The following is a 12,578-nucleotide window of genomic DNA, read 5'->3' as shown; positions in this document are numbered from 1 at the left end:
GGTGTCCTTCCCTGTCAGATCAGCAGGGACCCACGTCGAGTCGAGCCCACTGCCGTGGGGCTCGACCGGCCGAGTTCAGCGCGCGACGAGAAGCCCCACCCAGGGGCCCATCATTCGCTGCACGGTGAACATGAACACGGACACTACGGCCACATTCGGATCCCCGCCAAGTCGTTTCTCGCCCTGCCCAGCAGGTCAACCCCCGGAGACCGACGTGGCACCCCCAACGGAGCCTGCTATCCGCGGTCTGGACTGGCTGGCGTTGAGGCCGATCCGGTGGTGCGGCGGTCCAGGTCAGCCGCGCGGATCTGTTCGGCCGAGGCAGCGAGCGCCGAGACCTGACCAGCCAAGGCTGGGTGCGTCGCGCGCAGTGCGGAGCCTGCGTCGAGCAGCGGAGCAACGAGTGCGGCAGCGTCGTTGTTGCCGAGAGCATCGGTCACTCTGGAGACAAGTGCGGCGCGTTCACGAGCACCGTCCCCGCTGCCAGTGGCTTCGGCGTTGGGCAGGGCCGCGATTTGGCCGGCGATGCTTCGTAGCTCGGCGGCGTTGTCTCTTGCCCATCCTGCTACCGCGCGGTCGCCCGATCGCTGGTGGCGGGTGGCGCGCATCCGCTGATCACGAGTTGTGGTCCGGGCTTCGGGAGTGTCGCGTTTCATCCGCAGGTACCGTGATTCGGCGGCCTGCCGACTCGATACCCCGAGTACGGGAGCCAGGTCGGTCCACGTCACCCCCCGGTCGCGCGCAGCCGCGATCAAGGTTGGTTCCCAGCGTGCAAGACGGGCCCGCAGCCGACGCAGCTCGGTCAAGGCGACCAGGAGCCGGTCGGCGCCGATGGCAACCTCATCCGACGCCGAACCATGCCCGCTCTCGACCGACGCCGGATCCGCCGCTCCGAGACGAGCCACGGCACTCTCCAGCACCGTCAAGAGTTCACTCGCTGATGGAGCGCCCGGCTGTGGCGGCAAGGTCGTTGAGCCTTCCCCTCGGCGTTGCGACACAGGTCCTCCAAGTCCGATCCTTGTCAACGGAATCTTGACAACCTCTCTTGTCATCGTTCCGATGACATGCTATATCGGAAGTGGTGCAGAGCACCACACAGAACGCGAAACGGGTTCATACACAAGGACACAGGAGGTAGAGACAAAAATGTTGATCCGAACCGATCCGTTCCGTGAGCTGGACCGTCTCACTCAGTTCTTCGGGGGCACCACCAGTCCCGGCACCTGGTCGCGGCCGAATCCGATGCCGATGGACGCCTACCGCGACGGTGAACAGTACGTGGTCGCCTTCGATCTGCCAGGCGTGGCGGCGGATGCGATCGATCTGGACATCGAGCGCAACGTGCTGACGGTGAAGGCCGAACGGCGTCCACCGGAGCTCGGCGAGGACGTCGAGATGCAGGTGTCCGAGCGGCCGCTCGGGGTGTTCTCCCGGCAGTTGCTCCTCGGCGACACCCTCGATCCGGAGCGGATCGAGGCCGCGTACGACGGCGGTGTGCTGACGCTCCGCATCCCGATCGCCGAACAGGCCAAGCCGCGCAAGATCGCCATCGCCGACACCGACGCAGGACGCAAGCAAATCGACGCCTGACAGGCTCTCGCGCTGTCTTGTCGCTGCTCGTACTGCGGATCCGCCGAGATCCGCCAGCAGCGCAAGACGGAATGCGATGGTGGCAGGCGCGCGATGAGGTTCGCAGCTTGCTGGGACGATTCACTGCCCACACCGCCGATCGGGCCGCGACGTCCGGAGTACAAACCCCGGCCGCCGCGGCCGACGGCGCCGACACCCGGCAGTCCCATCACGCAACCGTGACGCAGCAGCCCGACTCTCACGGAGTTCTGCGGCATCGCGACGCTGCGCAGCAAGCCGCCGCATCGCCCCGTCCGGCCTGACCCTTCCAGCCTTGTCGGCTTCGGCTGACACCAACCGATCGACTTACAGGGGGAGCCAATGACGACCAGTGCACGCCCTGACCGCGACGGGCTCCGGGTCACCGCCCCCTCAGCTTCACGTGCACGAACGGGCCTCGGGCCGCTGCCGGCTCCGGTGAGCGTCCTGATCGGCGGAGAATGGATCACCACCACCGCACACGCGCTCCGGCAAGGCCGATGCGGCGCTCAGGTACTCATCGCGCACTCAGGCCGGCTGTCCTGGATCAGCCTCGATCGGGTCCGTCAAACCCACCAGCATCAAACACACGCCGGGGAGTCGCACTCCGCCAGCGACCCGGCGCGCGAGCCCGGGCGCGCTGACAAACTCGGGAGGGACGAGTCATGAAATCGTCTGGGCAAACCGATCTCTACAAGGTTCTGGAAGTAGCTGCGGACGCCGACGCGCACCAACTCGACCAGGCGTTCCGCACGCTGGCCCGTCGGTACCATCCCGACGCGCAGGACCAAGAAGAGCCGGCGCAACCTGACAGTCAACATTTCCAGGAAGTTCTGGCCGCCTACGCCGTACTCCGCGACCCCGTGGCTCGCGCGGCGTACGACAAAGCGAAGCGCCACGCGGTCCACGCGGCACCCGCTGGGCACGTCGGAGCCGACTCGGCCGGACCGATGATGGACAGCTCAGCGATGCCATCGTTCGGTCCCGAGCCACCCCTTCGGGTCGGACCCGTTCACTGGACGCCTCATCGCGCCCAGGGGGTGGCTGGAGTGCAGGGGCTCTGATGCTAAAGGAGTGGCCGGTCTCCTCGTCGCTACGACAGTCTGATCTCATGAGCCATCGCTCGCTCCTGCCACGCACGTCGCCGTCCAGCGCTGGAATACATGCCCCAGCATTGTCGGCGCTGCTCGACCGGCTTGAGAACGAAGCGATCGAGTGTCACTCGCTGATGGTCGTGCGTCGCGGTCATGTCGTCGCAGAGGGCTGGTGGACGCCGTACTCGGCCGAGCGCCCGCATCTGCTCTACTCGTTGACGAAGTCGTTCGTCTCACTCGCGGTCGGCATTGCTGTCGACGAGGGTCGAATGACGCTGGAGGACCGCGTCGTCGACGTCCTCGCCGATCACGCGCCCCCGTCGGTGTCGGCTCGGGTCAAGGAGCTCACAGTCCACCATCTGTTGAGCATGTCGACCGGTCACTCCGAGGATGTTCTGGAGGCTGCGTGGACGCTTGAGCCAGAGGACCTGGTGCGCGGCTTCCTGCGGATTGCACCGGAGGCGCAGGTCGGGTCGCGCCACGCCTACAACAATCCGACCAGCTACGTCCTGGCTCGAATGGTCGAGCGGGTCACCGGCCAGGGACTGCCAGAGTTCCTGGATGAGCGGTTGTTCGGTCCGATGGGCATATCGGGCGCGGAGTGGGACCGTGTTGGCAATGGGCTCACCTTCGGCTTCCACGGCCTGTACCTCACCACTGAAGCAGTGGCGGCCGTCGGTCAGTTGTTACTGCAAGGCGGGCGTTGGCTGGACCGGCAACTGGTCTCGCGGCAGTGGGTCGAGTTGGCCACTCGGCGACAAATCGAGACCCTTCAGCTCGAGGACAATGCGCGTACGCCGGATTGGCTGGAAGGCTACGGGTACCACTTCTGGCGATCGCGGCACGGATACCGGGGAGACGGTGCCATGGGCCAGATGTGTCTGGTTTTGCCCGAGGCGGACGTGGTCGTAGCGATCACCGCCGCGACCACAAGGATGCAGAGCCTGCTCGATGTGGTCTGGGATTGTCTTTTGCCAAGCTTGGATCGGCACGGATCGCGGGAAGCTGATCTCATGCTCGCCGATCGTCTGGGACGGCTGACCGTCCCGATGATCACCGGCGAGCACCGGCCGCACATCGCCGCCGGCGGGGTGGTCGGCGCCTGGACCGAAGGAGCCGCTCTCCCGCCAGGATCTTCGATCACCATCACTCCCGGACCCCGAGGTTGGTCACTGCGCATCAACACCGAAGGCGCAATCCTCGACATTGCCGTGGGCAATGGTCAGTGGCAGGAGAGCTCGCCGCTCGGGCGGCCGGTCGTGGCGGCGGGCGGTTGGGATGGCGACGTCTTCCTCGCCGACCTGTTCGTCATTACAAGTCCCAGTCGAGTACGCGTCGCCATCGACGGGAGCCGCGCTACCGCCAGTTGGAACATCGTGCCGCTGGTCGGGCCGAACCTGATCAACCAGTTGCGATCGGGTCTGATCACCCGTCCAGATCGCTCGTGAGCCAACCGGGGAGCACCTCACTCCTGCTGCGATTAGCCCTGGAGACATGGGGATCTCGCGATCATCGCATCCGCACCACTCGACGGACTCCGTGGTCAGTTCCGCTTACCTGCGGTTGGAAGCGTGGTCGGCGGCAGCCAATATCCGCTTCGCGTCGTCGAGCGGCGGATAGATCCACTCCTGATTGATCAGCCGCTTTCGATCCTTGCCGGCTGTCCCGGTGAGTTGGACGCTGCGCTCGAAGCCGGTCGTGAATATTGCTCCGGCTGCTCCGAGATCCAGACAGGTCACATAAGGAATCGCACTGAACGCAACCGGTGCGACGCCGACCAGGTCTGCCATCGCGTTGTGGCCGGCATGCTTGCCGAGCTGGCTCGCGTACTGGCACGACTGCAGCACCGTGCGGCCGTCGTCGAGTGCAGCGGACGCGGTGTCTCCGGCGGCGAAGACATGAGGCGCATCAGGAACGCGGAGCGCGTCGTCGACCAGGATCCTGTCCAAGTCGTCGCGGCGGCCGGCGATCTGGCGAGTGAGACCGCTTGCCGTGAGACCGCCCGCCCAGATCACAGTCGGCGCCGCGACGAAGCCGCCGTTGGTGAGTTGCACACCTGTTGACGAGACTGCGGTGACGCCGACCCCGAGCTGGACCTCGACACCGGTCTCCTTCAGAGCGGCCTCAATGGCAGCGCGAGGGTAGTCACCGATGTCGGGTCCGACCTGGTCGGCGCGTTCGACCAGTACCACCCGCACCTCGGTCTCACGACCAGTCCAACTGGCTCGTGATCGGAGGCGATCGACAAGTTCGGTGGCGACTTCGAGCCCGGTGAAGCCGGCGCCGACCACGACCGCCTTGTACATATCGGGCCCGGCCGGCAGTGCGTCGAGGTGATTCTCGAGCGCAATAGCGCTCTCCATGGTGTCGACGTTGTGAAGATGCTCGGCCCCCGGCAAGTCGGGATGACGCAGATGGCTGCCCGTAGCAAGCACCAAGCGTTTGTAGTGCACTGCGTGGGTTCTGCCGGCGCCGTCCCGCGTGGTCACCTCGTCGGTTCGGGTGTCGATCTGGGTGACTTGGGCGCGAAGTTGTTGCACACCGATCGGGCCGAGGATCCGGTCCAAGGGCACCTGCATGCGTGTCGGTTCAGGCTCGTACAGGCGCGGCCGGATCACGAGCTGGTCCCCTGGCGTGATGAGCATGACGGTCATGTCGGTGCGGCCTGTGCGCTCCCGGAGTCGTGCGGCCGCCGCAGCGGACCACACTCCGGCGAACCCGCCGCCTATCACCATTACATCGGTTTCCACGTGTGACTCCTTCATAGGTTCTCGTTGTCAGTTGAGTGGCCGTTGCCGCTTCGCGGCGTGGTTCGCCTCGCGAAGGACGGCCCACGCATTCGCGACCGGCCCGACGTGGCGCAGCTTGTCCGGGTTGAGGACGGTGCGGATCGTCTGGACCTGACCGTCGACGATGTCCATCGCCCAGGTATGCAGGACGTGATGCGCCCGATCGCGGAAGACCGCACCGGGCTGCCCGTTGACTGTGTGTGGTTCGACGCTGATGCCGATATCAAGCAGAGCGCGGAACCGGGTAGCCAGCAGCTGGGACACGTTCTCCCGCCCGAAGATCCCCGCACCCCACAGCGGTGCCTTGCCGCCGCTGTCGGCGATCAGAGCCGCGTCTGCCGTGAGGATTTCGCGAAGCCTCTCGACGTCACCGCGGTACAGCGCATCGAAGAACCGCGCCGCGAGTCGTTCACGATCCCGCTGGTCGGCATCGAAGCGCGGCCGGCCTTCGTCCATATGACGCCGGGCTCGTACGCCGAGTTGCCGGCACGCGTCCTCGGTGCGTCCCACCGCCGCGGCGATCTCGGCGAAGCTGTACCCGAACACCTCACGGAGCACGAACACGGCCCGCTCCAACGGCGTCAGACGCTCCAGCAGGATCAGGGCCGCCATCGAGACCGAGTCGGCCAACTCTGCGGACTCCTCGGGCCCTTCGTACCTGTCGTTCAGCAGAGGCTCAGGAAACCACGTGCCCACATAGGACTCGCGGCGCACCCGCGCCGAGCGAAGATGGTCGACCGACAGCCTCGTCACGATCGTCGACAAGTACGCCTTCATCGACACTGGGCGAGCATCCGCGGCCGCAAGGCGGAGCCATGTCTCCTGAACGACGTCCTCGGCATCGCCAACGCTCCCGAGCATCCGGTACGCAATCGCGAACAGCAGATCCCGATGCTGTTCGAACTCTTCCGCGGCGCTCACGCCAGCGCCTCTCGGAACGCCTGCCTCATCGCGACCCCTCCCTGCTGTCCCGCGCCCAACAGCGAGTAGACGAGGTACGTCGTTCGGACGTGACATCGGATCCGCACAGCTCCAGGGATGGCAGCTGCCGCGCGACTGGCTAGACGGTAAAGCCACCGGGATCGAAGCCGTGGACTGTCAATCAACCAGTCGCGTTGCTCGATCAACGTCAACCACGGGTGAAGCCGAACACTGGTGTCATGACAGCAGAAGACATCTGTGGATCGAGTGTCGAGTCCACCGGCGGATCCACCGGCGTGCGGAGTAGGTCGACGAGGAGCCCGTGGCTACCCGTGGCAGCGCTGGGTGCCGGCATAGCTGTGCTCGTGACCAGTGAGTTCCTGCCGGCGAGCGCCCTCCCGACGATCGCCGACGATCTCGGAATCAGTTATGGCACCGCCGGTCTCGCCGTGGCATTCACTGCCGTCGCCGGTGCTCTGTCGGCGCCGGCCATACCCTTGATGTTGCCTCGTACGGACCGACGTCGGGTACTGGTCGCGTTGCTCGTGCTGGGCAGTCTCGCAGATCTTGCGGTCGCCGTTGCTCCGGACTTCGCCGTACTCCTCGCCGGGCGGATGATGCTGGGGGTGGCGATTGCCGGGTTCTGGGCATTCGCCTTCGGTGCCGGCGTTCGGGTCCTGCCGGCGAAGGCCAACCTGGTCTCCACCGTGTTGGCAGTTGGAGTGAGTCTCGCATCGGTGCTCGGCGTGCCACTGGCCGCACTCGTCGACGACCACCTCGGGTGGCGTCCGGCTTTCGTTGGCGTGACCGTCGCATGTGCGTTGGCGGCGTCGGTTGTCTGGGCCACCCTGCCGGAAGTCCCGGCTCATCCGTCGGCTGGTTTGCGAATGATGCGGGCGGTCCTGGGCAATCGCCTCATCCGGACGGGAATCGTGCTCACCGTGCTGTCCGTGTTCGGAAATTTCGTCGCCTACCCCTACATCCGCTTGGCCATCGGAAGAGTCGATACCGATGTCACGACCGCACTCCTCCTGACCTGGGGCATCGGCGGAGTGGCCGGCAGCCTGTCAGCCGGCCTGATCGCACGCCGCCTCCGACTGCTGGCGTTCGGAGCCCCCGCGCTCCTCGGTGCGAGCCTGGCACTCACCGCGACCGCCGCTACGGTCCCGATCGCGGCCGTCGCAGTGGGCGTATGGGGCTTCGCCTTCAATATGGTTCCGGTGGCCATCCAGCTCTGGTTCGCTCGTGTCGAGTCCGAGCGTGCCGAATCGGCGGTCGCGCTCAGCGTGATGGCCTTCCAGATCGCGATCACCATCGGCGCCGCAACGGGCGGGCGGCTCCTGGACGCGCACGGCGTCCGACTGGCGTTGGTCGCGGGAGCTGTGTCCGCAGTACTTGCGGGTCTCGGGTTCGCCGCGATCCGGCTGCCGTCAGCAAGCGGTGATTGAGTCGCGCCGCCAGTCCTTGGGTGCGACCCCATGCTGCGCGGAAAAGGCCCGACTGAACGCAGCCGTTGACCCGTAGCCCACGTCGAAGGCCACTGTCCCGATGGATTTGCACGTCTCAACGAGCATCCGTCGCGCCTCACTCATGCGGAGTTCGCGCAGCACCTCGGCCGGCGTTCGCCCGGTCGCCCGGCGGAACCGAGCGCTCATCGCCGACGGCGAGAGGTGCACGGTCTTCGCCATCTGCCGCAGCGTCCAGCGTTCCCCAGGTGCGTCAGCGATAGCCTCGAGCAGATCGGCGATGGCCGAGTCACGAACAGACGGGTCGCCCGGCGCTGACTCCTGCCACGAGGCGACCATGGCCGCGCCCAGTAGCCCGGCATAGCTGACCGTCCACAAGGGCGACTGCCGGCGCTCTTCCAACGGGCACGATGCAACCAGCCGGGTCACTGCAGGGTGCTGTCGGCTGAAGCTGGTCGCGATGAACGGGTCAGGCATGCGAAACGGCAGAAGCAACGGCCGGAGATCGCTGACCATGGCCTGCACCGGGTCAATCGCAATGACAGAGCATCCGTCGAGCACCGAGGCAAGCGCCGCGTCACCCGCTCGAAGGGTGACCGTTCCCTGCTTCGATTCGAGTCGAGCCGTGCCCTCGAGAATCAGCGCCCAGAGATGCGTGCCCGGCACCGGGCCAAGTGACTCGCCTACCTCGGCATGCTGTCGCTGAAGGGTGGTCATGAGGAAGGCCGAGGTCCCGTCACGAAGGCTCATACGGCACCGTCGACAGGGCCTGATGCTCCGGGGACGGGTTCCAACGCAACCAGCGCGGCAGAGGCGAGCGTTGCGACGTCGTCGAGAGAGCGCCGGTCGTAGCCCACAGCCGTGAGAAGTTGCACTGTCGTCTCCAGGATCTCTTCCAGTCGTTGGCCTCCGATGCGCGGCCGTGCGGCACGGGGTCCGGTGTCCATACGCGTATCACTCCAGCGGCCGAAGTTGCCATTGTCTCGCATTGACGACACAGCCCCACCGCCACGTGACATCGCAGGTTGGTTTCATGGGTGCTCCATGCGAGAGTACGTTTGTAGACGAGTGCGTTCCTTGGAGGCTCTGTGGTTGCGGTGACACCTCCGGCCCGGCGCCGGCGCGGCTCCGAGCTCGAACGTGCCGTGTTCGACGCGACACTGCGCGAACTCGCTGATGTGGGGCTGGCGGCCCTGACCATGGACCGGATCGCTGCACTCGCCCATACAGGCAAGGCCGCGCTGTACCGCCGGTGGACCGACAAGTCGGACCTTGTCCTCGATGCTCTCCGTAGCGCGCTGCCTTCGCCTGCTGAGATCGAGCCGACCGGGGATCTGCGAGGCGAGCTTCTCGCGCTGCTGGTCTGCGTACAGCAGGCGAGCACAGTGGCCCACAGCAACGCATTCCGCGCGGCGGCGCTTGCCGGCAACAGGGATTGCCGGCAGCTGCTTGAAGACCGCGTCCTTCGGCCATGTCGGGAGGGCATCAAGGATGCGCTCTCCCGAGCTGCTGAACGGGACGAGGTGAGCGGGTCGCTCGCGAGCGACCCGCTCGTCGCCGCAGTCGGCCCGGCCATGCTCGTTGACCGTGTGCTGACGGGCGACGGTCGCCTCGCGGACGAGTTCGTGGTCGACGTGGTCGATCGGTTGCTGCTCCCCCTCGTCACTGCCGGAAAGGTCCCAACCAGCCGCTCGCGACGCTCCTGAGGCTCGTTTCAGGACGAGCGTGCTGCGGCGATGGCGAACATCTCGTGCGCCATCCCGTAGCCGAGGTCGTCCACCAGGCGCCGCTTCCACGGTCGTTGGATCACCGCGTGCGTCAGTCGGCGGGCGGTGCGTGGGCGTTCCATGATCATTGCGGCCAGCTCTCGCGCGCGTGGCATGAGATCCGCCGGCGCGACGACCTCGTTGACCAGTCCGAGCTCGAGCGCGGTACGCGCGTCGATCGGTTGCCCCGTGTAGAGATGGTAGGCAGCGCGCTTCGCGCCCAGCAGCTCCTGAAACGCCAGTTGCTGCCCATCTCCAGGCACCACTCCGACGAGGAAGTGCGGGTCCATGAACGTCGCGGTCTCGGCGGCCAGCGTCAGGTCGCACATCAGTGCGAACTCCGTGTGCGCGGCACTGGGACCGTTCACTGCGGCGATCGTCGGGATGTCGATGTTGAACACGAAGTTCTCTACGAGTTTCGTACCATCGTGGTACGCGTGCTCATACGCGTGATCAGGCGGTCGCTGGAGAGAGTGGAGCGATTCGTTCTGTTCTTGGACGGTTGGCGCGCTGGGACGAAACCAATCGCTTCCCGAACCGGTCAGGATGAGAACCTCGTTCTCCGGATCGCGACCGACTTCCTGCCACAACCGGCCCCAGGCGTTGTGGACGGCGTACCACTCCGGGTCGTGCACTGTGACGGACCCGCCATCGCTGTGCAACCGTGCCTCGAGAATGCCGTCGTGTCGATCGAGCACGCAGAACTCTGCGTACTGCTCGGCATAGTCCTCCAGCCTTGGCTGGGCAACGAAGCGTCCAACCTGGGCCTGCCAATCCTTGAGCGTCTGAGCCACCTTGCCGTCCTCCAGTGCCATCGCGACGCGCCGTCCAGCGCGCACAGTGAACGTCATCGTTCCTTCCGAGAATAGCCATAGTGAACGCCCACGTCTACTGTGTTTTACCTCGGGGATACCAAGCATCTGCCGTCGGCATCGAGCCAGGGTTTGTACCAGCGCGGGCCGCGGCGACGGCGGCGATGACATCTTGCAGGTAGGTACCACCGAGCACCGCGGCGACGGCGGGGTTGGCCAGAGCAGTCGCGTCGGCTACCTGCCGCGGAGCCGGGCCGAGCAAGCGGCGGCGCCCGGCACGTGCATGTCCCATCTCTGGAACATGTAGCGACCGAGCCGTGCTACAGCGTGACGATTAACTGGTGGGCGAGGGCCCGCGCGTGAATTCGGCCGGCCGACGGTTTCTCCTTCAATTAGCTGCCTCAAATTCGTACAGTCGCTTCATTCATTTGTGTTTCTTGACTTCGGCTATTCGGAGGAGTATCGAGGAACAAAGGGGCGGGTAGTCGACGAGCGGCGAGTGCGCCGTGGGGGGCGCTTTGGCATGCCGCCAAGTTTCGGCCGCGTGCCGGCCTCGCCATGTGCGGGCCGTTGAGGCCGCATAACTGGTTCAAGCGCAGGAGTTTCAACAGGGGGGCTTCACATGAGTGAAGAACAACTCGAAAGAGTCACCATCGACGAGCTGGACCTCAGGGGTGAAGACGAAGACGTCCTCCAGCAGGGGGATGCGTCACCGGAAGCAACAGCGGAAGCCGGGCTGACGGAGGACGGCGTCGAACTGGCACCGACGGACGACGTCGAGTTCGAGGAAGACGACAGCGGGGTGGCCCGATGAGCACCGTTCCGTGGATGGCTGACGCATTCCGCAGCAGCGGACTCAAGGTGCTCGAGGTCGCGGGTTGGAAGACGCGAGGGCGGCCGGGGACTTTCGAGCCGCGCGGCGTGATGTTCCATCACACAGCCTCGGGCAAGCACGGTGGCTCAGCGCCATCGCTCAGCACCGTCCTGAAGGGTCGGCCAGGCATCAACGGCCCGCTGTGTCACGTGCTCATCGGCCGGGATCTGACGGTTCGAACGATCGCCGCCGGCCGCGCGAACCACGCGGGTGCGGGCGGTCCGCTGATCGGCATCTCGAAGGACGTCGGGAACGCGTTCCTGATCGGCGTCGAGGTCGAGAACGACGGCATCGGGGAGATCTGGACACCCGGACTGCTCGAGACCTGCGACACCGTGTTCGCGACCCTGCTCCTCGGACTTCGCAGGCAGTCCACGATGTTGATCGGACACAAGGAGTGGGCACCGAAGCGCAAGATCGACCCGGCCCGCACCACCGCCGGCCTTCCGACGATGGACCAGGTCCGAGCCCGGGTCACCACGAAACTGGGCACGATGGGACACCACGACCTTCGAGCCGCGTCATCGGGAATCGTCGTCGTCAAGGCCGGCGACACCCTCTTCAGGATCGCCTTGCAGCACCGCATGTCGGTCGCCGAGCTCATGAAACTGAACGGGTTGACAAGCACACTCATCCGCGTCGGCCAGAAGCTGAAGGTCCGACGCTGACGTCGCGAACACCAGCTCCGGGTGACGCCCGGAGCTGGCGCAGCCTGCCACGTCCCACTCCTGGAATCTGCACCCCGGTTGCGACGACACCCGAGAGTCGGCTTGTGCTCCCCCGCCGACGACTTCCCCGCACTGTCAGGTTTCCGCGTTTCTGGGTACGCCGAGCACTCGCCGTACCGGAGAGGGTGTCTGGAACAGCGCCGAGCACCGTCGCGGTGACTGGTGGGGTGATCAGCGGAATCCCGATCCCGATCAGGCCGACCACAGGGAGTACGTCGGTCAAGTACGAGGTACTCGAGTCGATCCGGGTGGCGAGGACGAGGGCAAGTCCGCTGATCGACGACCCGGCGGCCAGGGGGCCGCGTGGACCTATCCGGGTGGTGAGAGCTCCGCCTTGGGCAGACAGGACAAGGGTGAGCACGGTCAGCGGGAGCAGCGCCAGTCCTGTCGCGAGGGTTGTGTACCCGGCCGTGATCTGTAGCTGGATCGGCAACAGGAAGAACAGTCCGGCGAGGTCGCGCGCTTCACAGTTCGCGGGCCCGACAAGACCAGATGATTCCGATCACGACACCCGCGAACG

12 protein-coding genes are annotated in these 12,578 nt (G+C 65.9%); 7 read left to right on the top strand and 5 right to left on the bottom strand.

Going from position 1 to position 12,578, the window contains the following annotated elements; genetic code table 11:
- Window positions 1-236 precede the first annotated feature (236 nt).
- A complete protein-coding gene (locus ACIA58_RS23370) occupies window positions 237-905 on the bottom strand; it encodes a hypothetical protein (RefSeq protein WP_396405869.1) in 669 nt (222 codons plus the stop codon).
- A 241-nt stretch (window positions 906-1,146) separates the two neighbouring features.
- On the opposite strand from ACIA58_RS23370, the gene ACIA58_RS23365 reads away from it, so the two are divergent.
- The 3 genes from ACIA58_RS23365 (at window position 1,147) to ACIA58_RS23355 (ending at window position 4,150) form a co-directional block, all read left to right on the top strand.
- Window positions 1,147-1,590 carry an Hsp20/alpha crystallin family protein gene (locus ACIA58_RS23365; protein ID WP_396405868.1) on the top strand — a complete coding sequence of 148 codons (444 nt, stop codon included), beginning with the start codon at window positions 1,147-1,149 and terminating at the stop codon, window positions 1,588-1,590.
- 683 nt (window positions 1,591-2,273) lie between these two features.
- Window positions 2,274-2,672, top strand: coding sequence for a J domain-containing protein (locus tag ACIA58_RS23360; RefSeq protein ID WP_396405867.1), 399 nt, complete (start codon window positions 2,274-2,276; stop codon window positions 2,670-2,672).
- A gap of 47 nt (window positions 2,673-2,719) precedes the next feature.
- Window positions 2,720-4,150, top strand: coding sequence for a serine hydrolase domain-containing protein (locus tag ACIA58_RS23355; RefSeq protein ID WP_396405866.1), 1,431 nt, complete (start codon window positions 2,720-2,722; stop codon window positions 4,148-4,150).
- 105 nt (window positions 4,151-4,255) lie between these two features.
- On the opposite strand, the gene ACIA58_RS23350 is transcribed toward ACIA58_RS23355, so the two are convergent.
- Window positions 4,256-5,437 carry an NAD(P)/FAD-dependent oxidoreductase gene (locus ACIA58_RS23350; protein ID WP_396406503.1) on the bottom strand — a complete coding sequence of 394 codons (1,182 nt, stop codon included), beginning with the start codon at window positions 5,435-5,437 and terminating at the stop codon, window positions 4,256-4,258.
- Window positions 5,438-5,479: 42 nt separating this feature from the next.
- Window positions 5,480-6,412, bottom strand: a complete 933-nt coding sequence (locus tag ACIA58_RS23345) for an RNA polymerase sigma-70 factor (protein ID WP_396405865.1) — start codon at window positions 6,410-6,412, stop codon at window positions 5,480-5,482.
- Window positions 6,413-6,651: 239 nt separating this feature from the next.
- Between ACIA58_RS23345 and ACIA58_RS23340 the strand changes: the two genes are divergently transcribed.
- A complete protein-coding gene (locus ACIA58_RS23340; protein ID WP_396405864.1) occupies window positions 6,652-7,860 on the top strand; it encodes an MFS transporter in 1,209 nt (402 codons plus the stop codon).
- Here ACIA58_RS23340 and ACIA58_RS23335 read toward each other — a convergent pair.
- On the bottom strand, window positions 7,843-8,628 hold the full coding sequence (locus tag ACIA58_RS23335; RefSeq protein WP_396405863.1) for a helix-turn-helix domain-containing protein: 786 nt from the start codon (window positions 8,626-8,628) through the stop codon (window positions 7,843-7,845). The two genes, ACIA58_RS23340 and ACIA58_RS23335, sit on opposite strands and share 18 nt — an antisense overlap.
- A 338-nt stretch (window positions 8,629-8,966) precedes the next feature.
- On the opposite strand from ACIA58_RS23335, the gene ACIA58_RS23330 reads away from it, so the two are divergent.
- Window positions 8,967-9,584 (top strand): TetR/AcrR family transcriptional regulator, encoded by a 618-nt coding sequence (locus ACIA58_RS23330; protein ID WP_396405862.1) that lies wholly within the window; start codon window positions 8,967-8,969, stop codon window positions 9,582-9,584.
- Window positions 9,585-9,592: 8 nt separating this feature from the next.
- Here the strand turns inward: ACIA58_RS23330 and ACIA58_RS23325 are convergent, their stop codons facing one another.
- Complete coding sequence (locus ACIA58_RS23325) at window positions 9,593-10,495, bottom strand: enoyl-CoA hydratase/isomerase family protein (protein WP_396405861.1); 903 nt, start codon at window positions 10,493-10,495, stop codon at window positions 9,593-9,595.
- A 583-nt stretch (window positions 10,496-11,078) separates the two neighbouring features.
- Between ACIA58_RS23325 and ACIA58_RS23320 the strand changes: the two genes are divergently transcribed.
- Both ACIA58_RS23320 and ACIA58_RS23315 read left to right on the top strand, forming a co-directional pair.
- Entirely contained in the window at window positions 11,079-11,270 is a 192-nt protein-coding gene (locus ACIA58_RS23320; protein ID WP_396405860.1) for a hypothetical protein, read from the top strand.
- Window positions 11,271-11,284: 14 nt separating this feature from the next.
- Window positions 11,285-11,998 (top strand): LysM peptidoglycan-binding domain-containing protein, encoded by a 714-nt coding sequence (locus ACIA58_RS23315; RefSeq protein ID WP_396405859.1) that lies wholly within the window; start codon window positions 11,285-11,287, stop codon window positions 11,996-11,998.
- Window positions 11,999-12,578 lie beyond the last annotated feature (580 nt).

It is taken from the genome of Kribbella sp. NPDC051586 (genome assembly GCF_044453965.1).
GTDB lineage: Bacteria > Actinomycetota > Actinomycetes > Propionibacteriales > Kribbellaceae > Kribbella.
This window is presented reverse-complemented; position numbering and strand designations above follow the sequence as displayed.

Excerpts from the sequence above, each read along its gene's own strand:
- ACIA58_RS23365 (WP_396405868.1), top strand. The coding sequence starts at position 1,147 with ATGTTGATCCGAACCGATCCGTTCCGTGAGCTGGACCGTCTCACTCAG.
- ACIA58_RS23360 (WP_396405867.1), top strand. The coding sequence starts at position 2,274 with ATGAAATCGTCTGGGCAAACCGATCTCTACAAGGTTCTGGAAGTAGCT.
- ACIA58_RS23355 (WP_396405866.1), top strand. The coding sequence starts at position 2,720 with ATGAGCCATCGCTCGCTCCTGCCACGCACGTCGCCGTCCAGCGCTGGA.
- ACIA58_RS23350 (WP_396406503.1), bottom strand. The coding sequence starts at position 5,437 with ATGGTGATAGGCGGCGGGTTCGCCGGAGTGTGGTCCGCTGCGGCGGCC.
- ACIA58_RS23340 (WP_396405864.1), top strand. The coding sequence starts at position 6,652 with ATGACAGCAGAAGACATCTGTGGATCGAGTGTCGAGTCCACCGGCGGA.
- ACIA58_RS23335 (WP_396405863.1), bottom strand. The coding sequence starts at position 8,628 with ATGAGCCTTCGTGACGGGACCTCGGCCTTCCTCATGACCACCCTTCAG.
- ACIA58_RS23325 (WP_396405861.1), bottom strand. The coding sequence starts at position 10,495 with ATGACGTTCACTGTGCGCGCTGGACGGCGCGTCGCGATGGCACTGGAG.
- ACIA58_RS23320 (WP_396405860.1), top strand. The coding sequence starts at position 11,079 with ATGAGTGAAGAACAACTCGAAAGAGTCACCATCGACGAGCTGGACCTC.
- ACIA58_RS23315 (WP_396405859.1), top strand. The coding sequence starts at position 11,285 with ATGGCTGACGCATTCCGCAGCAGCGGACTCAAGGTGCTCGAGGTCGCG.